Source organism: Gluconobacter vitians, from assembly GCF_015244565.1.
GTDB classification, from domain to species: Bacteria; Pseudomonadota; Alphaproteobacteria; order Acetobacterales; family Acetobacteraceae; genus Gluconobacter; species Gluconobacter vitians.
Genome location: NZ_JABCQG010000003.1, coordinates 191,424 through 210,868, shown reverse-complemented (window position 1 = coordinate 210,868; position 19,445 = coordinate 191,424). Strand labels below are relative to the sequence as shown.

Genomic DNA, 19,445 nt, shown 5'->3' with positions numbered 1-19,445 from the left:
GAAACTCCAGCGTTCCCATGCTCGGGGCTGGCAAAACCTGTCTTCTGCCTGTAATCCCCTCGCTACCTTGTTCCAAAGTGTGCCTTGAGGCTTTTCATGCCCGAACCCATTGATGCCATGTCTTTCGAGGATGCCCTCTCCGAACTGGAGCGGATCGTCCGCGGCCTTGAAGGCGGCCAGATGAAGCTCGAGGACGCTATTTCCGCCTATGAACGCGGTGCTGCCCTGCGCAGGCACTGTGATGCGAAGCTGGGAGAGGCCGAGATGCGTGTCCGTGCCATCGTGCAGAACGATGACGGCATGACAGGCGCGGAGCCTCTTGCCGATACCGGAGAGTCCGGCCGATGAATGCCCCTACCACGTCTGTTTCCCTGAAGGACGCGCTCGCCCGCGCCTGTTCCGAGATCGAAAGCACGATCGACACCCTGCTGCCCATGGTGCCGGGAGACGAGTCCGTTCTCATTGAAGCCATGCGCTACGCAGCCCTCGGTGGCGGCAAACGTCTGCGTGGCTTCCTGGCTGTCGAAGTGGCAACGCTGTTCGGCGCAGACCGCAAGGCCGCCCTGCGTGTCGCCGCATCGGTTGAACTGCTACACGCCTATTCGCTGGTGCATGACGATCTGCCGTCCATGGACGATGACGATCTGCGACGTGGCCAGCCGTCCACACACAAGCAATTTGACGAAGCCATTGCGATTCTGGCCGGTGATGCCCTTCAGACCCGTGCTTTTGAAATTCTCGTCGAGCCTGAAACCAGCCCCAACGCGACCGTCCGCGCCAATCTGGCCCTTGCGCTTGCACAGGCTTCCGGATCGGCCGGCATGGTTGGCGGTCAGGTCATCGACATCCGCGGCGAAGGCCGCGCCCTCCCGCTGGACCAGGTCCGTCGTCTGCACGCCCTGAAGACCGGTGCCCTCATCCGCTATGCTGCCGAGTCTGGTGCCATTCTCGCCGATGTGGACGACGCCCGCCGCGCCGCCATCGTCGCCTATGGCCGCGATCTCGGGACCGCCTTCCAGGTTGCGGACGACGTTCTGGACTCCACAGCAACCGCCGAGGAACTCGGCAAAACCGCAGGCAAGGACGAAGCCAGCGGCAAATCAACCTATGTCTCCCTGCTTGGCATTGACGGTGCCCGCGCCGAAGCCCGTCGCCTGAGCGACCGGGCCCGGGAGGCCCTTTCATCTTTCGGTGCACAGGCCGACGCCCTCAGGGCTCTGGCAGATTATGTCGTCGAGCGCAGGAACTGATCCCATGAGCAAGAAGACCTCCACGATTCCCACCTATGGCCGCTATCCGGAGCTGGATCGCGTCCGTTTCCCTGCCGACATGCGGAACCTGTCCGTTGACCAGCTCAAGCAGCTTGCCGACGAACTGCGCTCTGAAACCGTTGATGCTGTCTCCACCACGGGCGGCCATCTCGGCGCCTCCCTCGGCGTGGTCGAACTGACCGTTGCCCTGCACGCAGTCTTCAACACGCCTGATGATCGCATCATCTGGGACGTCGGACACCAGGCCTATCCGCACAAGATCCTGACAGGTCGCCGCGACCGCATCCGCACCCTGCGCCAGCCCGAGGGCCTGTCCGGCTTCACCCGCCGCGCGGAAAGCGAATACGACCCGTTCGGCGCAGCCCATTCCTCCACGTCGATCTCGGCTGGCCTCGGCATGGCCGTCGCGCATCACCTGCGCGCGGAAGAAGACCCGAGCTATCACGAACGCAACGTAATTGCGGTGATCGGCGATGGCTCGATTTCGGCTGGCATGGCCTATGAAGCCATGAACAACGCGGCTGTCGCAGGCCCCGGCGCGAACCGCCTGATCGTGGTGCTGAACGACAACGAGATGTCGATCGCCCCGCCGGTCGGCTCGATGTCGGATTACCTGTCCCGCCTGATGTCCTCGCGCCAGTTCTTCAGCCTGCGCGATCTGGCTGGGAAGGTCGCCAAGCGCCTTCCGGGCAAGATCGAGCGCACCGCCAAGCGCGCCGAGGAATATGCCCGCGGCATGATCACGGGCGGCACGCTGTTCGAAGAACTCGGCTTCTATTATGTCGGTCCGGTCAATGGCCACGACATGAGCCAGCTCGTGCCGATCCTGCGCAACCTGCGCGATGCCGACGATCAGGGCCCGATCCTGCTGCACATCATCACCGAGAAGGGCCGCGGCTACAAACCCGCCGAAGCGGCCGGTGACAAGTACCACGCCGTCAGCAAGTTCAACGTCGTCACGGGTGAGCAGAAGAAGGCCCCGGCCGGTCCGCCGAGCTACACGTCCATCTTCAGCCGCGAACTGATGCGTCGCGCCAAGACCGACGACAAGCTGATCACCATCACGGCCGCCATGCCGTCCGGCACGGGCCTGAACGCTTTTGCCAAAGCCTATCCGGACCGTTTCTTCGACGTCGGCATTGCCGAGCAGCACGCCGTTACCTTTGCTGCTGGTATTGCGTCGGAAGGTCTGCGCCCGTTCTGCGCGATCTATTCGACCTTCCTGCAGCGCGCCTATGATCAGGTCGTCCATGACGTTGCCCTGCAGAACCTGCCGGTCCGCTTCGCCATTGACCGCGCTGGTCTGGTCGGTGCCGATGGCGCCACCCACGCCGGTGCCTTTGACCTGAACTATCTGTGCTGCCTGCCGAACATGGTGGTCATGGCGCCGTCCGACGAAGTCGAACTGCTCCACGCCACGGCAACGGCCTGCGAATACGATGCCGGCCCGATCGCCTTCCGCTACCCGCGCGGCAGCGGCATTGGTCTGGATCTCCCGGAAAAGGGCGAAGTTCTGGAAATCGGCAAGGGCCGCATCGTGCGCGAAGCACGCCGCGCACCGAACGCCCGCGGTGGCGTTGCCATCCTGTCGCTCGGCCCCCGCATGCACGAATCCCTGCGCGCAGCCGATCAGCTTGCCGCACAGGGCGTTCCCGTCACGGTCGCCGATGCCCGCTTCGCCAAGCCGATCGACAAGGCACTCGTCGAGGATCTCGCGCGCCAGCACGAAGTCTTCATCACGATTGAAGAAGGCGCCATTGGCGGCTTCAGCAGCCTTGTTGTCCAGCACCTCGCCGAGACCGGCCTGCTGGACAAGGTGAAGTTCCGCCCGATGGCCCTGCCGGATCGCTACATCGATCACAACACGCAGGACGCCCAGTACGAAGATGCAGGCCTGACCGCACTGCATATCGTACGCACCGCGGCAGACGCCCTTGGCGTCGAAGTCGCCCAGCAGTCCGCCTGAACGACTGATGGCCAAACGCCGCGCCGACCAGCTCCTCGTTGACCGGGGGCTGGTCGAAAGCCGGACACGGGCGCAGGCCCTGATCATGGCGGGCCTCGTCTATACGAGTGACCGCCGGATCGCGAAGGCCGGCGACCAGCTCCCCGAAGACGCGCCCCTCGCCCTCAAGGGGCAGGATCACCCCTGGGTATCGCGTGGCGGCCTCAAGCTGATCCATGCCATCAAGCATTTCGGGCTGGACCCGAAAGGCCGCATCGCAATCGATGTTGGTGCCTCGACAGGCGGCTTCACGGACGTCCTGCTGACCCATGGGGCCGAAAAGGTCTATGCTGTAGACGTCGGACACGGCCAGCTTGCCTGGAAAATCCGCTCGGACGAACGCGTCGTCGTCATGGAAAAGACGAATGCCCGCGCCCTGACCGCCGAACAGATCCCCGAACCCGCCGGAATCGTGGTCTGCGATGCCAGCTTCATCGGCCTGCGCACCGTCCTTCCTGCCGCTCTTGAACTCACAACGCCAGACGCCTGGGCCGTAGCCCTCATTAAACCCCAGTTTGAAGCAGGCCGCGGGGAAGTCGGCGCAAAAGGCGTCGTCCGGGACCCTGCCGTCCACGACCGTGTCTGCGAAGAAATCCGGGAATGGTTCGCAGCCCTCCTTGGCTGGGAAGTCCTCGGGATCGAGGCAAGCCCCATTACCGGCCCTGAAGGCAATCGCGAATTCCTGATTGCCGCGCGCCGGACGCCGGATGCGAAAGCCGGATCCTGAGCGCATGCATGCGTCTGACAAACACGTCAGGCTCCCTGCGGGCCTGAGCCAGAACCAGTGCGCCCTGAATGCCACTGACAGTGTCCTCCGCCAGATCGCGCGCCTCATGCTCTCCCCAGCCTGATCGCTGGAGACACAGTTCCAGTACCTCTTCCCATCGGACAAAATAGGTGCGGATCTGACTGGAAAATGCGTCTTCCGTTTCCAGCGCAAACAAACCCATGAGACAGATCCGCCGTCCCGACTGGAAATAGGTCTCAACGCTGTCAAACATGCGCTGAAGGCCATGGTCCGGACTGACATCCGCTTCCAGAGGCCGAAAAATCTCCTCTTCGAACCAGCGATGGACATGCGACAGCACCTCGTGCGCCATCTGCTCCTTTCCATCCGGAAAAAAATTATAAAGGCTGCCTTTTCCCAGTCCTGTCGCTGCGGTCATCCGCCCCAGAGAAGCCCCTTCGTAGCCATACCGGCGAAAGACCTCGGCAATGTTTCCAAGCACGGAATCCCTGTTCCGACGCACCATTGCACTCAGAGCCCCAGTTCAGTCAGCCCCGGATGATCCACGGGCCTGACAGGGCCCTCCCAGCGGAAAAGACGCTCTTCTTCCTGGATCGACACATCATTGATGCTGGCATGCCGTACAGCCATCAGACCAGCCGCACCGAATTCCCAGTTTTCATTCCCAAAAGACCGCCACCACAGGCCAGTCGCATCCTGCCACTCATAAACGAACCGCACAGCGATACGGTTATCCTCAAACGCCCAGAGTTCCTTGATGAGACGATACGCCCCCTCACGACGCCATTTATCCGTCAGGAACCGAACGATTTCCGCACGCCCCTGGATAAAGGTATCCCGGTTCCGCCAGCGACTGTCTTCCGTATAGGCCAGCGCAACCTGGGCAGGATCCTGCCCATTCCAGGCATCCTCTGCCGCGCGGACCTTCCGGATGGCGGTTTCAGGAGTAAACGGCGGAACGGGGGCACGTATGACCATGACTTCTGCTTTCAGTCAGAGGAGGAATGGGTCCAGTTTGTACCGATCAGTACAAATAAGCCAGCCTCTCCTGGGAATCTCTTTCCAGACCATGCTCCTGTTTCCCACTTTCCCTTGGAAATCCGCCTCCGCTCCGTGCTATGGCTCCGCCGCCATGACAGCCGTAATCCATCCTGATATCCGCCCTCGAATCAATTCCGTCGCCTCTGACGACCTGAACGCTGCCGAGCGCGAGCGCATCCATGCGAAATCCGCCCTGTTCGCGCCGCCCGAGGCACGCCTTGCGGACGGACGTCGCGATCTGGTGGGCCTGTCACGCGAAGAGCTGGCCACACTCATGACGGAAATCGGCGAGAAGCCTTTCCGCGCCAAGCAGCTCTGGCACTGGATCTACCATCAGGGCGCGACCGACTTTTCGGCAATGACGACCATCGCCAAGCCCATGCAGGCCAAACTGGCCGAACATTTCGTCGTCAGCCGCCCCACGACCGCGACCGAACAGACCTCTGTGGACGAGACGCGCAAGTTCCTCTTCCGCTTCCGTGACGGTCAGGAAGCCGAAACCGTCTACATCCCCGATCGCCGGGAAGACCGTGGTGCTGTCTGCATTTCCTCACAGGTCGGCTGCACCCTGTCCTGCACCTTCTGCCACACCGGCACGCAGAAGCTCGTCCGTAACCTCGGTCCGGCCGAGATCGTCGGCCAGTTCATGGCAGCCCGCGACAGCTACGGCGAATGGCCCAGCCCAAGCGCAGACATGCCGCGCTACCTGTCCACCATCGTCCTGATGGGCATGGGCGAGCCACTCTACAATTACGAAAACGTCGCCAAGGCCATGCGGATCATCATGGACGGCGAAGGCATCGCCCTGTCCCGCCGCCGCATCACGCTCTCGACGTCGGGCGTGGTCCCCATGATGGACCGTTGCGGAGATGAACTCGGCATCAACCTTGCGATCTCCCTGCACGCCGTCACCAACGAACTGCGCGACCAGATCGTCCCGCTCAACCGCAAATACCCTATCGAGGAACTGATCGCCGCCTGCCGCCGCTATCCGGCTGCATCCAACTCCCGCCGCATCACCTTCGAATACATCATGCTCCGTGGCGTGAATGACAGCGAAGCCGATGCCCGGGAGCTTGTGCGTCTGATCCGTGACCTGCCGGCCAAGGTGAACCTGATCCCGTTCAACCCCTGGCCGGGCTCGGATTTCCAGCCCTCGACCAGACAGCAGCTCGCGAAATTCGCCAATATCGTGATGGATGCCGGCTTCGCCTCTCCCATCCGCACGCCACGCGGTCAGGACATCCTCGCGGCCTGCGGTCAGCTGAAGACCGAAAGCGAGCGCCAGCGCCGCTCCGCCACTCCGGAAGCCTGACATTCGCCCGGTTTCCCTCTTCCCCCCGAGATGCTAGAAACGCTTCTCAAACGAAACACACCAAGGACCACGCAGTTATGAGCGCCCACCAGGACGTCAAGAAAGTTGTGCTCGCCTATTCTGGCGGCCTGGACACTTCGGTTATCCTCCGCTGGCTCCAGAAGACCTATAACTGCGAGGTCGTCACCTTCACCGCCGATCTCGGCCAGGGCGAAGAACTCGAACCCGCCCGCAAAAAGGCCGAGATGTTCGGCGTCAAGGAAATCTTCGTCGAAGATCTGCGCGAAACCTTCGTCAAGGATTTCGTGTTCCCGATGTTCCGGGCCAACACGCTTTATGAAGGCCAGTACCTGTTGGGCACGTCCATCGCCCGCCCGCTGATCGCACAGCGCCAGATCGAGATCGCCGAGGCCGTCGGTGCCGATGCCGTGGCGCATGGCGCAACCGGCAAGGGCAACGATCAGGTCCGCTTCGAACTCGGTTATTACTCCCTCAAGCCGGACGTGAAGGTCATCGCACCGTGGCGCGAGTGGGATCTGACGTCCCGCACGAAGCTGCTCGCCTTCGCTGAAGAGAACCAGATCCCGGTCACGAAGGACAAGCGCGGCGAAGCCCCGTTCTCCGTGGACGCGAACCTTCTGCACTCCTCCTCCGAGGGCAAACTGCTTGAGGATCCGTCGATCGGCGCCGAGGAAATCGTCTTCCAGCGCACGATCTCGCCGGAAGCCGCTCCGGATGTCGCAACCGAAATCACCATTGATTTCGTCAGCGGTGACCCGGTGGCCATCAACGGCGTCGAGATGACCCCGGCAACCCTGCTGACCCGTCTGAACGAACTGGGCCGTGACAACGGCATCGGCCGTCTCGACATCGTGGAGAACCGCTTCGTGGGCATGAAGTCCCGCGGCATCTACGAAACGCCGGGCGGCACGATCCTGCTGGCCGCGCACCGCTCGATCGAAAGCATCACGCTCGACCGCGAAGCTGCCCATCTCAAGGACAGCATCATGCCGCGCTATGCCGAGATCATCTATAACGGTTTCTGGTTCTCGCCCGAGCGCCGGATGCTTCAGGCCCTTATCGACACCAGCCAGCATTCCGTGACCGGCCGTGTCCGCATGCGCCTGTACAAGGGCAATGTGACCTGCGTGGGTCGTGAAAGCCCGCACAGCCTGTATGATACCCGCGTCGTGACTTTCGAGGACGACGAAGGCGCCTATAATCAGCAGGATGCCCAGGGCTTCATCAAGCTCAACGCCCTGCGTCTGCGGCTCGGCGGCCAGATCGGCCGTCGCGGCGGCACGCTCTGATTTCTCAACAGACTCCCCGGGGGACCATGACCAGTCTGATCCGTCTTACATCCGCTTTCGCCCTGTGTGGCGCCCTCGCCCTGACAGGGTGCGCCGGTGGCCACAAGCAGGTGGATGATTCCGACCTGACGCCCGAGCAGTACATGGCGAAAATCCATGCGACTCCGGGCATCAAAACCCTGCCGGACGGCCTGTCCTACAAGGTTCTCCAGTCGGGCCCCAAGAATGGTGACAGCCCGCGTCACGGTTCCACCATCATGGTCATCTACGAAGGCCGCCTCCCCGATGGCGGCATCTTCGACAGCTCTGACCAGCATGGCAGCGGCGCCTATATGGAAATGCCGCTCGACGGCCTCGTGCAGGGATGGCTCGAAGCCCTTCCCATGATGCATGTGGGCGACGAATGGATGCTCTACCTTCCGCCGAACCTCGGCTACGGCAAGCGCTCCATGGGCATCATTCCACCCAACAGCCCGCTGATCTTCAAGATCCGTCTTCTGGGCGTCAATAATGGTGGTGGCGGCGGCCAGTAAAAGCCGCCTGTCCTTCCGGTTCAGACCTCAGGGTCTGTCCGGAAGCGTCCAGTGCGCATCACAGCGCGCCTCATAAAGCTCCTGATCGCCCGTCTCGAGCAGATGACCGGTTTCGTGGGTCTTTGCGGTCCAGGCCGCAGGCGCTCCACAGACGTGACAGCGCGCTTTCAGGGCAATGACTTCATCCGCTTCATCCATCAGCCGCGTCATGACGTCGAACGGTACACGACGGTAGTCGGTATCCAGCCCTCCGACCGTCACATGTGCGCCGCGTAAACGCGCCTGCAGGATGTCCTGAACAATATCGCCCCTGTAATGCGGCGAAACCCAGAACTGTCCCTCATCAAGCACAATGTGATCGTAACGGTCGGCATCCGCGGGCCAGACATTTGCAGACACAGCAGCCAGATGCGATCCGTCGCGACTCACAAGCTCGGAACCGTCGCGCGTGTCAAAATCAGGCTTGAGCGCCAGAACGTCTGTTTCCCTTTTCGCCGCGGCAATCAGATGCGCAGATTTGCCGGCAAACATGGGCCCGACATACACTACAAGACGTCCTTTGACGGTCATGGGATCTCCTTCCGATAGCGCCATGAGCCCTATTCCGAGTGTTTTGCCAAGCCCGGCCTTGCTGAAACGCCTCTGAAAATGCCACAACGTCAGTGTGATCAGAATTGACCCCGCTGTCCGGCTTCCCCTGTTTCTCGCCATTTCCATGGTGATAGTCTTCGTGATCGGCCATGCCTGGGAAAATCGCATTCAGGCCCCGCGCGAATACTCCAATGAATGCAGTATCTGCCATCACGGCGGTCACGGTCAGGTCTCTGAAATCGCCCCAATTTTCGGACGTGTCGGCCCGATTGCGCAAACGCCTGCCGGTCATCACTATCTCGTCGATGTCCTGCTTTACGGGCTGGACGGCTCCATCACGGCCGGTGGCGGCCATTACAATGGCGCCATGCCGTCTTTCCAGCGGCTGCCTGACGATGAGATTGCCCGTATCCTGACCTTTGTTGCGAGTCAGGAAATGTCCGGCAGCACTCCAACCTTCACCGCTGCGGACATTGCCGCCGCACGCACGCATCCGATGTCTGCATCCGAGGTTCTGCAGGAACGCCAGAAGCTGGACCTGCAGACGCCCGTTCGATGAAACGCATCATCCCTTCCCTGATTTTTTCAGAAACTGAAGACTGAATTCATGCAGCGCGTATTTTCCGGCATCCAGCCAACCGGCATCCCCCATCTGGGCAACTATCTCGGAGCAATCCGAAACTGGGTCACGCTGCAGGCAGATCATGACTGCGTCTTCTGTCTGGTGGACCTGCATTCCATCACCATGCCCTGGAACCCGCAGGCCCTGCGCGAGCAGACGCTGGGCTCGACAGCCTGCCTCCTTGCAGCCGGTATCGAGCCCACGCGCCTGTACAACCAGTCTGCCGTCAGTGCCCATGCCCGCCTCGGCTGGATCTTCAACTGCGTCTCCCGCCTCGGCTGGTTGAACCGCATGACGCAGTTCAAGGACAAGGCTGGCAAGAACCGCGAGAACCACTCGGCTGGCCTGTATGTCTATCCGAACCTGATGGCAGCCGACATTCTCGCTTTCCACGCGACCCGCGTGCCCGTGGGCGAAGACCAGCGCCAGCATATCGAACTCACCAACGACATCGCCCAGAAATTCAATCACGACATGGGCGTGGAGTTCTTCCCGCAGGTCGAGGCATTCATCCCGCCTGCTGCAGCCCGCGTCATGAGCCTGCGCGACGGCAGCAAGAAGATGTCCAAATCCGATCCGTCAGAACAGAGCCGCATCGTCCTGACCGACACGGCCGACGACATCGCCCTGAAGATCCGCCGCGCCAAGACCGACTCCGAGCCGCTTCCCAGCGAAATGGACGGCCTGAACGAACGTCCGGAAGCCCGCAACCTCGTCTCCATCTATGCCTCGATGGCGGATGAAACACCGGCTGCCGTGCTCAGCCGTTTCAGCGGTCAGGGCTTTGGCCCGTTCAAGAACGCTCTGGCGGAACTTCTGGTCGAGCGTCTGGCCCCGGTTGCCAGCGAAACACAGCGTCTATTGCAAGACGAAGCGCATCTTCTGTCCGTCCTGCGCGCAGGTGCGGAACGTGCCAACAGCATTTCCGAGCCGATCGTTCAGGAAGCCGAACGCCTGGTCGGCTTCCTGCGCTAAAATCTCAGCTTCTGGACGACCGGGAAACCGGTTCGTTCAGAAGATCCATGATCTCGGCCGCCGCCGCATCCGCAGGCGTTCCCACAGGCGGCGAGAGCATGTCGAGTACGTCGGCAAACGCCATACGCTGCTTTTCCACCATCTGCGGATCGCTCAGTAGCTTCGAGACGGTCTCGGCCAGTTTCTTTGGCGTGCAGTTTTCCTGAAGTAGTTCAGGCACCACTTCCCGCCCTGCCAGCAGATTGACCATCGCCACATGCGGCACCTTGATCAGACGCCGTGCAATCGTTGCCGTCACCGGATTGACGCGATACGTCACCGCCATCGGCACATTGCCCATCGCCAGTTCCAGCGTGGACGTCCCTGACTTGGTCAGCGCACATTGTGCCGCGGCAAAGGCATCATGCTTGTCGTGAATATCGGTGACGATATGCGGCTGGATCGGCCATTTTCGGATCAACTGACGGATCGTCGGCGCAATCACGGGCGCGACCGGAATAACCGGGCAGATATCCGGATACTGCACACGCAGAATATCCAGCATTTTGCGAAACACAGGCAGAAGCCGGGGCGCTTCTGAACGCCGGCTTCCCGGCATCAGGATTACGACCGGCGCATGAGCCGGAATATTATGCCGCAGCCGGAACCGCTGACCGTCTCCGTTCCGGACACCTGACTGGAGGACTGGATGACCGACAAAGCGTCCTTCCAGCCCGCGCTGCGCGAACCATTCCGGCTCGAACGGCAGCAGACACAGAAGCCGGTCCCACAGTCCGGGAAATTCCTTGACCCGCTTTTCCCGCCAGGCCCAGACCTGCGGCGCAACGTAATGAACGCGCTTGATCCCGGAACGCTCGATTTTCTGCAACAGCCGCAGGGCAAAGCCCGGACTGTCAATCGTCACGACCAGATCGGGCTTGCGCAGTTCGATATCCTGCACGGCTTCCAGCAGACGCTGCGACAGCTGCCGCAGACGGGGCACGACCTCAACCAGTCCCATGACCGCCAGATCACTCATGGGGAAGAGACTGTGCAGTCCGAGCGCTTCCATACGCCCACCCCCGACGCCGGCGAAAACCAGCGAAGGGTCCTGCGCATGAAGCGCCTGCATGAGACGCGCACCAATCACGTCCCCGCTGGCCTCACCCGCCAGAATCCAGATCACCCGCCCGTAACGGGGCATGGGCGTGGTCTTTTGGGAAGGATCCCCTGAAGACTGTCCGTCAGATCCGGATTCTGGAAGAGAGTTCATCGACGCAGCACAGCCCCTGTTGCCTTGAGAACCGCAGCTTCCACTGATTTGGAAACCGCTTCAAGCTGCGTATCCGTAAGACTCTCGGTCTGTGGCTGCAAGACCACTTCCACACCGAGCGAACGATGCCCTTCCGGCAGGCTGCCACCCTCGAACACGTCAAACAGACGCACATCCTGCACCAGATTGCGATCCGCCATCCGAACCGCTTTCAGAACAGCCTGGATTTCCACATCCGGTCCCGCCACGAAAGCAAAGTCCCGACGAACGGGCTGCAACGGCGACAGGACAGGCGCGGATCTGCGCTTCGCTTTCGGCTGCGGCACCTGATCCAGATAGACCTCGAAGGCCACTACGGTCCCGCTCAGCCCCAGCGCCCGCGCAACACGCGGATGCAGTTCACCGAACGTCCCCAGGACCATCTTCGGTCCCTGCCGCACCTGACCCGACCGACCCGGATGATAGAATCCTGGCGCATCAGCCGTAACTGACAGCGCCGCTTCCGGCACACCCAGCGCAACAAGAGCCGCCGTCAGGTCAGCCTTCGCCTCCCAGAGCGTCGCTTCATGCGCCGCAACACCCGGTTCACGTGCCGTCAGACCAGCCCGCAAACCTGCCAGACGCAGATGCTGCCCGGTCGCATCAAAGCTCGGTCCGACCTCGAACAGCGCACCTTCGCCAGACAGACCCAGACCACGGGCCAGATTGCGTGACAGGGCCCGCGCCAGATTGATCAGCGGCGTCGGACGCAGCTGATCCAGATCGGTGGCGATCGGGTTCAGCAGATGCTGCGTTTCCGGCACATCCCCGAACAGCGCTGCATCATCCTGCGCCACGAACGAGAACCCGACCGTCTCCGTCAACCCGCGTGCCGCACAAACACGACGTAGCAGAGCCGCACGGGCCTGAAGGGGTGTCACGGCCGGGGACGGCACAACCGTCGCCTGCGGCAGTGCCACCGCCGGAACATTGTCCAGTCCGTAAAGCCGCAGCACTTCCTCAAGCAGATCGCATTCCGCTTCCATCGCCTGAATACGGTTGGCAGCCTTGACCGCCACATCTTCAGCCAGCGTCGGGGCCTGCGCCAGAACCTGACCAGAGGCAACGTCATTCCGCCAGGACGGGACAAGGAACGTTGCCGCCTCGCCCGAGCGCTCCGTCACTTCGAAACCAAGATGCTCCAGCGAACGCACGGCATCATCCGCTGCAATATCCACGCCACCAAGTGTCTTGAGACGCTCAAAACGCAGCGTCGCCGTCCGCTTCCAGTCCGGCAGGGCACCGGCTTCGGTGATCTCGCTCACCTCACCGCCACACAGGTCCCGGATCATGGTCGTTGCGGCTTCAAGTCCGTTGAGAACCTGCGCCGGGTCGATCCCACGCTCGAAACGCTGCCGCGCATCGGTATGGATAGCCAGACGACGCCCTGTCAGCGCAATCCGCACAGGATCGAACAACGCAGATTCCACGAACACATCGGTCGTGTTCTCGTCGACACCGCTGTGCTCGCCACCGATCAGACCGGCAAGCGACTGTACACCAGCCTCGTCAACGATGACCATGTCCTCGGTGCCGAGCACATATTCCCGGCCATCAAGACCCGTGAAGGTCTCGCGGGCCGCGTGCGTCACCGTCAGCGTATCGCCTTTAAGTTTCGCAACATCAAAGACATGCAGCGGACGACCAAGATCGTATGTGAGGTAGTTCGTCACATCGACGAGCGCCGAGGTCGGCTTGACCCCGACTGATTCCAGACGGCGCTGCAGCCAGTCCGGGCTCGGCCCGTTCTTCACACCCCGGATGACACGCCCGACAATATACGGACAGGCCGGATGCTCGGTCTTCCATGTCAGCGCAGACGGGAAATCACCCTCCACCGCTTCTGTCAGCCAGGGCTTGAGGCGCCCAATGCCAGCCGCGGCCAGATCCCGCGCGATACCACGGATGCTTAAAGCATCGCCACGATTGGGCGTAATCGCGATCTCAATGACAGGATCATCCAACTCGGCATAAGCGGCGTAGGACTCTCCAATCGGCGCCGTTTCGGAAAGCTCGGCAATGCCATTGCTTTCCTCGCCGATCCCCAGTTCACGCAGGGAGCACAGCATGCCGCCGCTCTCCTGCCCCCGGATCTTGCCCTTCTTGATGGTGATGTCGAGCCCCGGAATATATGTCCCCGGAGCTGCAAAAATCACATGCAGACCTGCGCGCGCATTCGGCGCACCGCAGACGACCTGCACATCCTCAAAACCGCCACCGGCAGCAACCCGACAGACCTGAAGCCGGTCCGCATCCGGATGGCGGTGCGCCTCCACGATCTTGGCGGTCCGGAAACCCACCAGACGGTCAGCAGAGTTCTCAACGCTCTCGACCTCAAGCCCGATGACATTCAGCCGGGCACAGATGTCTTCGACAGAAGCCGTAAAATCAAGATGTTCGCGCAGCCAGGAAAGAGAGAACTTCATGTCACACGCCCTCCGTCAGCGTGGCAGGCGAAAATGCCGAAAATCCGTAATGACGCAGCCAGCGCAGATCGCTTTCGTAGAAAGACCGCAGATCGGGGATGCCGTTCTTCAGCATCGCCAGACGCTCGATCCCCATCCCGAATGCAAAGCCCTGCCATTCGGACGGATCCAGGCCACAGTTCGCCAGAACCCGCGGATGGATCATTCCTGATCCCAGAACTTCCAGCCAGTCAGACCCGCCACCGATTTCACCGGTCGCCTTCGACCAGCCGATATCAACTTCCATGGAAGGCTCTGTGAACGGGAAGTAAGACGCCCGGAACCGCACAGGAAGGTTCGGCTTGTCGAAATAGACCCGCAGGAACTCGATCAGGCAGCCCTTGAGATGGCCAAGCGTGATGTTGCGATCGACCACAAGACCTTCGCACTGATGGAACATCGGCGAATGGGTAGCGTCATGATCGGCACGATAGGTGCGGCCAGGTGCAATGATCCGGATCGGCGGCTTCGACCCCAGCATCGTCCGGATCTGCACACCCGAGGTCTGCGTGCGCAGAACCCGCGGCTCCCCGCCCTCGGCCTTTGGCGGCAGGTAGAACGTATCATGCTCGGTGCGCGCAGGATGATGATCCGGCGTGTTGAGCGCCGAGAAATTGTGCCACTGGCTTTCGATATCCGGCCCTTCGGCAACGGAGAAACCCATCGCGCCGAAAATGGCCGTCATTTCCTCAATGGTGCGGCTGATGGGATGGATGGTGCCCGTGACAATCGCAGGCGCCGGCATCGTCACATCCACGCGCTCGGAGCGCAGACGGGCCTGAAGCGCCTCTTCCTCGATATCGCGACCACGGGCCTCGACGGCAGCCGTCAGTTCGTCGCGCAGACGGTTGAGCGCCTGACCGCGCTCCTTGCGCTCCTGCGGCTCCAGCTTGCCCAGCTGTTTGAGCAGACCGGTCAGTGCACCGGACTTGCCCAGCGTTCCGACGCGGATCGCGTCCCACTGCGCGCGATCCTGCGCTCCGGCCAGCGCAGCCAGCGTATCATTCCTGAGTGTATCGAGATCGTCAGCCATACCGCCCATCCCCTGCAGCACAAAACAAAACGGGCCGTCCTGATAACAGGACGGCCCGCCAGTCACCAGACCCCCAAAGGGATCAAGCCGGAAAAGCTCAGCCGAGAGCGGCCTGGGCCTTCTTCACGATTTCACCGAAAGCGGCGCTATCGTCAAAAGCAATGGCGGCGAGGACCTTACGGTCGATCTCGATGCCAGCCTTGTCCAGACCATTGATGAAGCGGCTGTACGTCAGACCATGCTCGCGGACGGCAGCGTTGATACGCTGGATCCACAGGGCGCGGAAATCACGCTTCTTGTTGCGACGGTCACGATACGCATAACGCAGCGCCTTCTCGACGCGCTCCAGAGCAATGCGGTAGTTCGTGGATGAACGGCCGCGATAGCCCTTGGCGAGCTCGAGAACCTTCTTGTGACGGGCGTGCGACGTTACGCCCCGCTTGACACGTGCCATTTACCTTATCTCCTTACGAAAGCCCGTAGGGCGCCCACTGCTTGACTGTCTTCGCATCCATGTCCGTCATGGTCTGGGGACCACGGTTGGTGCGCTTCATCTTCTGCGGACGGTTGATAAGGCCATGGCGCTTGTTGCCCGGGCCGCACATCACTTTGCCGGTCGCGGTGATCTTGAACCGCTTCTTGACCGACGACTTGGTCTTCATCTTGGGCATTTCGGTCTCCCTCGCCGTAAACGATTGGTCCTGCATGCAGCGGGACTCTGCACGGCCGGGCATGCCACTCGTGGCCCGGACGCGTGCGCGGAGCGGTGTCCTTATCTCAAGGCAAAGTGCTCTGCAAGCGCATTATTTTCTTGAACGCTCAATCATAAGTACTTCCTTTCCTCAAGTCACGACGTCGTGAGAGGCCTCACAGTGACGTGAGCAATATGAACCTTCTGACATCTTGACCCTTGTCGTCCTTCCATGTGCTTTTCCCGAAGTCACCGTGCTTCATCAGAACAACAGCTCCAGGAACATCATGAGCACAACATCCCGGCCAGGGCTCTGGGCCCTGATTACGGCCGCGGTATTCGCGCTTTGCGGCGCGATCCTTACCGTTGGCGGCGCATGGGTCGCTGCCATCGGCGGCCCTCTCTACTATGTCCTCCTTGGCCTGGCACTTCTCGCCACGGCTTTCCTCTCATTCCGGCGCAATCCAGCTGCCCTCTACCTTTTTGCACTTGTTGTCTTCGCAACGGTCATCTGGGAACTTACGGTTGTCGGTCTCGACATCTGGGCCCTGATCCCGCGTTCGGACATCGTCATCATCCTCGGCATCTGGCTGCTGCTGCCGTTCGTCTCCCGCCAGATCGGCGGCACGCGGACGACCGTCCTGCCGCTCGCTGGCGCCGTTGGCGTTGCGGTTCTAGCCCTGTTCGCCAGCCTCTTCACCGACCCGCATGACATCGGCGGCGAACTGCCGACGCAAATCGCAAATGCGTCTCCTGCCGACCCGGACAACGTCCCGGCCAGCGAGTGGCATTCCTATGGCCGTACGCAGGCTGGTGACCGCTGGTCGCCGCTGAACCAGATCAATGCGTCCAACGTCAGCAACCTCAAGGTCGCATGGCATATCCACACCAAGGATATGATGAACTCCAACGACCCGGGCGAAGCGACGAACGAAGCGACCCCGATCGAGTTTAACAACACGCTTTACATGTGCTCGCTGCACCAGAAGCTGTTTGCGGTTGATGGTGCCACCGGCAACATCAAGTGGGTCTACGATCCGAAGCTTCAGATCAACCCGGGCTTCCAGCATCTGACCTGCCGTGGCGTCAGCTTCCACGAAACGCCGGCCAGTGCGACGGATTCCGATGGCAATCCCGCCCCGACGGACTGCGCCAAGCGCATCATCCTGCCGGTCAATGATGGCCGTCTGGTTGAAGTCGATGCCGACACGGGCAAGACCTGCTCCGGCTTTGGCAATAACGGCGAGATCGATCTGCGCGTTCCGAACCAGCCATACACGACGCCCGGCCAGTATGAGCCGACGTCCCCGCCGGTCGTTACGGACAAGCTGATCATCGCCAACAGCGCCATTACCGATAACGGTTCGATCAAGCAGGCTTCCGGCGCCACGCAGGCTTTCGACGTCTATACCGGCAAGCGTGTCTGGGTGTTCGATGCGTCCAACCCGGATCCGAACCAGCTTCCGGATGAAAGCCACCCTGTCTTCCACCCGAACTCCCCGAACTCCTGGATCGTGTCGTCCTACGACAAGAACCTGAACTTCGTGTACATCCCGATGGGCGTGGGAACTCCCGACCAGTGGGGCGGTGACCGCACGAAGGATTCCGAGCGTTTCGCTCCGGGTATCGTTGCCCTGAACGCAGACACGGGCAAGCTCGCCTGGTTCTACCAGACCGTTCATCACGATCTGTGGGACATGGACGTTCCGTCCCAGCCGAGCCTCGTGGACGTAACGCAGAAGGACGGCACGCTTGTTCCGGCCATCTACGCTCCGACCAAGACCGGCGACATCTTCGTCCTCGACCGTCGTACCGGCAAGGAAATCGTCCCGGCTCCGGAAACCCCGGTTCCCCAGGGCGCCGCTCCGGGCGATCACACCAGCCCGACCCAGCCGATGTCGCAGCTGACCCTGCGTCCGAAGAACCCGCTGAACGACTCCGATATCTGGGGCGGCACGATCTTCGACCAGATGTTCTGCAGCATCTATTTCCACAGACTGCGCTACGAAGGCCCCTTCACGCCGCCGTCGCTCAATGGTTCGCTCATCTTCCCGGGCGATCTGGGAATGTTCGAATGGGGCGGTCTGGCCGTCGATCCGCAGCGTCAGGTGGCTTTTGCCAACCCGATCTCCCTGCCGTTCGTCTCCCAGCTCGTTCCCCGCAGCCCAAGCAACCCGCTCTGGCCTGAAAAGGACGCCAAGGGCACGGGTGGTGAAACCGGCCTGCAGCACAACTATGGCATTCCGTATGCCGTCAACCTGCATCCGTTCCTGGATCCGGTGCTGCTGCCGTTCGGCATCAAGATGCCCTGCCGTACGCCGCCCTGGGGCTATGTCGCCGGTATTGACCTGAAGACCAACAAGGTCGTCTGGCAGCACCGCAACGGCACCCTGCGTGATTCGATGTATGGCAGCTCCCTGCCGATCCCGCTGCCGCCGATCAAGATCGGTGTCCCGAGCCTGGGTGGCCCGCTCTCCACGGCTGGCAACCTCGGCTTCCTGACGGCGTCCATGGATTACTACATCCGTGCGTACAACCTGACGACGGGCAAGGTGCTGTGGCAGGACCGTCTGCCGGCTGGTGCACAGGCCACGCCGATCACCTATGCCATCAACGGCAAGCAGTACATCGTGACCTATGCAGGCGGACACAACTCGTTCCCGACCCGCATGGGCGACGACATCATCGCCTACGCCCTGCCGGATCAGAAATGATCTGACAGGACCGTTGAGGTCATGAAAAAGGGGAAGTGCTTTCGGGCACTTCCCCTTTTTTCGTTCTGGCAGGCTGGCAAAAATGGCAACCGTTACATAAAGTAACACAAGCATCGCAGGACGAGAGACATATCATGAGGCTGCCCATCACCCGCCCCGCCCTTGTCATGGTCACCCTTGTGGCTGGCAGTACGATGGCTGCACAGGCCGAGGATCACCCTCTCGGCGCCATGCTGGATCCCCATCATCACGGGCAGCTCATCTACCCGCCTGCCGAACTTGAACAGCGCAGAAACGGAACGGCTCATATCCGCTGCACCATCAGCCCCGCCGGTTTTCCCACCGAATGCCAGACCACGGCCTCGCAACCGGACTTTGCTCTGGCCGCCGAAAATCTGGCCTACACGTCAAATTTCCTGCCGGCTTATGAAGGCAGCGATCCCGTCCAGAGCACATGGGAAAAGACCTATACGTTCCATGCCTTCTCTGACCTGACGAAGCCCCTCCTCGACAAGACTCATCTGATGAGATTACCCCATTACCCCGAGGCTGCTGATGTGGCTGGCATTGGCGGCCATATCTCCGTCACCTGCCAGATCGATCAGATCGGCGTAGCTCATGACTGCACGGCAAGTGATGGTCCTGCCATCCTGCAGCGCGCCTCGCTCGCCTATTTCGGCCTGGCACGTTACTACCCGGCCCTTAAGGACGGACAGCCCGTTCCAGGACAGTATCATGGCAACATCAACTGGGATCCAACACACCCGGTGGATCAGAAGGGTTTCCGTTAATCGCGGGAAATCGAAGCAACCCGGACCTTGTTCGAAACGTATTGCATTC

At 61.3% G+C, this 19,445-nt stretch carries 19 protein-coding genes; 11 read left to right on the top strand and 8 right to left on the bottom strand.

The genetic code is table 11. The features are described 5' to 3' along the window. Window positions 1-96: 96 nt before the first annotated feature. The 4 genes from HKD24_RS03940 to HKD24_RS03925 are packed head-to-tail and all read left to right on the top strand — an operon-like array spanning window position 97 to window position 4,003. Window positions 97-348 carry an exodeoxyribonuclease VII small subunit gene (locus tag HKD24_RS03940; protein WP_194259092.1) on the top strand — a complete coding sequence of 84 codons (252 nt, stop codon included), beginning with the start codon at window positions 97-99 and terminating at the stop codon, window positions 346-348. Next, on the top strand, window positions 345-1,250 hold the full coding sequence (locus HKD24_RS03935; protein WP_011251837.1) for a polyprenyl synthetase family protein: 906 nt from the start codon (window positions 345-347) through the stop codon (window positions 1,248-1,250). The genes HKD24_RS03940 and HKD24_RS03935 overlap by 4 nt, the downstream gene beginning before the upstream one ends. 4 nt (window positions 1,251-1,254) lie before the next feature. Beyond that, window positions 1,255-3,237 (top strand): 1-deoxy-D-xylulose-5-phosphate synthase, encoded by a 1,983-nt coding sequence (gene dxs, locus HKD24_RS03930; protein WP_194259091.1) that lies wholly within the window; start codon window positions 1,255-1,257, stop codon window positions 3,235-3,237. A gap of 7 nt (window positions 3,238-3,244) precedes the next feature. Next, window positions 3,245-4,003, top strand: a complete 759-nt coding sequence (locus HKD24_RS03925) for a TlyA family RNA methyltransferase (protein WP_194259090.1) — start codon at window positions 3,245-3,247, stop codon at window positions 4,001-4,003. Here the strand turns inward: HKD24_RS03925 and HKD24_RS03920 are convergent. Together HKD24_RS03920 and HKD24_RS03915 are read right to left on the bottom strand one after the other, a co-directional pair. Beyond that, complete coding sequence (locus HKD24_RS03920) at window positions 3,930-4,505, bottom strand: TetR/AcrR family transcriptional regulator (RefSeq protein ID WP_322783273.1); 576 nt, start codon at window positions 4,503-4,505, stop codon at window positions 3,930-3,932. The two genes, HKD24_RS03925 and HKD24_RS03920, sit on opposite strands and share 74 nt — an antisense overlap. A gap of 29 nt (window positions 4,506-4,534) precedes the next feature. Beyond that, entirely contained in the window at window positions 4,535-5,002 is a 468-nt protein-coding gene (locus HKD24_RS03915) for a nuclear transport factor 2 family protein (RefSeq protein WP_194259088.1), read from the bottom strand. A gap of 154 nt (window positions 5,003-5,156) precedes the next feature. Here HKD24_RS03915 and rlmN point away from each other — a divergent pair, with 154 nt between their 5' ends. From rlmN to HKD24_RS03900, 3 genes are all read left to right on the top strand, one after another. Then, a complete protein-coding gene (gene rlmN / locus HKD24_RS03910) occupies window positions 5,157-6,380 on the top strand; it encodes a 23S rRNA (adenine(2503)-C(2))-methyltransferase RlmN (protein WP_194259087.1) in 1,224 nt (407 codons plus the stop codon). 77 nt (window positions 6,381-6,457) lie between these two features. Further along, window positions 6,458-7,690, top strand: coding sequence for an argininosuccinate synthase (locus HKD24_RS03905; protein ID WP_011251841.1), 1,233 nt, complete (start codon window positions 6,458-6,460; stop codon window positions 7,688-7,690). A 26-nt stretch (window positions 7,691-7,716) separates the two neighbouring features. After that, window positions 7,717-8,223 (top strand): FKBP-type peptidyl-prolyl cis-trans isomerase, encoded by a 507-nt coding sequence (locus tag HKD24_RS03900; protein ID WP_194259086.1) that lies wholly within the window; start codon window positions 7,717-7,719, stop codon window positions 8,221-8,223. Between the two features lie 27 nt (window positions 8,224-8,250). Here HKD24_RS03900 and HKD24_RS03895 read toward each other — a convergent pair whose 3' ends face one another. Then, window positions 8,251-8,793: a thymidine kinase gene (locus HKD24_RS03895; protein ID WP_194259085.1), complete on the bottom strand. Its 543-nt coding sequence runs from the start codon at window positions 8,791-8,793 to the stop codon at window positions 8,251-8,253. A gap of 94 nt (window positions 8,794-8,887) precedes the next feature. On the opposite strand from HKD24_RS03895, the gene HKD24_RS03890 reads away from it, so the two are divergent. Next, on the top strand, window positions 8,888-9,373 hold the full coding sequence (locus tag HKD24_RS03890) for a c-type cytochrome (protein ID WP_322783272.1): 486 nt from the start codon (window positions 8,888-8,890) through the stop codon (window positions 9,371-9,373). A 48-nt stretch (window positions 9,374-9,421) separates the two neighbouring features. Continuing rightward, a complete protein-coding gene (gene trpS, locus HKD24_RS03885) occupies window positions 9,422-10,411 on the top strand; it encodes a tryptophan--tRNA ligase (RefSeq protein ID WP_194259084.1) in 990 nt (329 codons plus the stop codon). Window positions 10,412-10,415: 4 nt separating this feature from the next. On the opposite strand, the gene lpxB is transcribed toward trpS, so the two are convergent. The 5 genes from lpxB to rpmI all read right to left on the bottom strand — a co-directional run bounded on the left by lpxB (window position 10,416) and on the right by rpmI (window position 15,871). Beyond that, on the bottom strand, window positions 10,416-11,663 hold the full coding sequence (gene lpxB / locus HKD24_RS03880; protein ID WP_062509481.1) for a lipid-A-disaccharide synthase: 1,248 nt from the start codon (window positions 11,661-11,663) through the stop codon (window positions 10,416-10,418). Then, complete coding sequence (gene pheT / locus HKD24_RS03875; protein ID WP_194259083.1) at window positions 11,660-14,128, bottom strand: phenylalanine--tRNA ligase subunit beta; 2,469 nt, start codon at window positions 14,126-14,128, stop codon at window positions 11,660-11,662. The genes lpxB and pheT overlap by 4 nt, the downstream gene beginning before the upstream one ends. Window position 14,129: 1 nt before the next feature. Continuing rightward, window positions 14,130-15,200, bottom strand: a complete 1,071-nt coding sequence (gene pheS / locus HKD24_RS03870) for a phenylalanine--tRNA ligase subunit alpha (protein WP_194259082.1) — start codon at window positions 15,198-15,200, stop codon at window positions 14,130-14,132. Window positions 15,201-15,297: 97 nt separating this feature from the next. Continuing rightward, complete coding sequence (gene rplT / locus HKD24_RS03865; RefSeq protein WP_011251849.1) at window positions 15,298-15,654, bottom strand: 50S ribosomal protein L20; 357 nt, start codon at window positions 15,652-15,654, stop codon at window positions 15,298-15,300. A gap of 13 nt (window positions 15,655-15,667) precedes the next feature. After that, a complete protein-coding gene (gene rpmI, locus HKD24_RS03860; protein ID WP_062509484.1) occupies window positions 15,668-15,871 on the bottom strand; it encodes a 50S ribosomal protein L35 in 204 nt (67 codons plus the stop codon). 307 nt (window positions 15,872-16,178) lie between these two features. Between rpmI and HKD24_RS03855 the strand changes: the two genes are divergently transcribed. Next, entirely contained in the window at window positions 16,179-18,605 is a 2,427-nt protein-coding gene (locus tag HKD24_RS03855; protein WP_194259081.1) for a glucose/quinate/shikimate family membrane-bound PQQ-dependent dehydrogenase, read from the top strand. Between the two features lie 134 nt (window positions 18,606-18,739). Next, window positions 18,740-19,396 carry an energy transducer TonB gene (locus tag HKD24_RS03850; RefSeq protein WP_228124140.1) on the top strand — a complete coding sequence of 219 codons (657 nt, stop codon included), beginning with the start codon at window positions 18,740-18,742 and terminating at the stop codon, window positions 19,394-19,396. The last annotated feature ends 49 nt before the right edge of the window (window positions 19,397-19,445 follow it).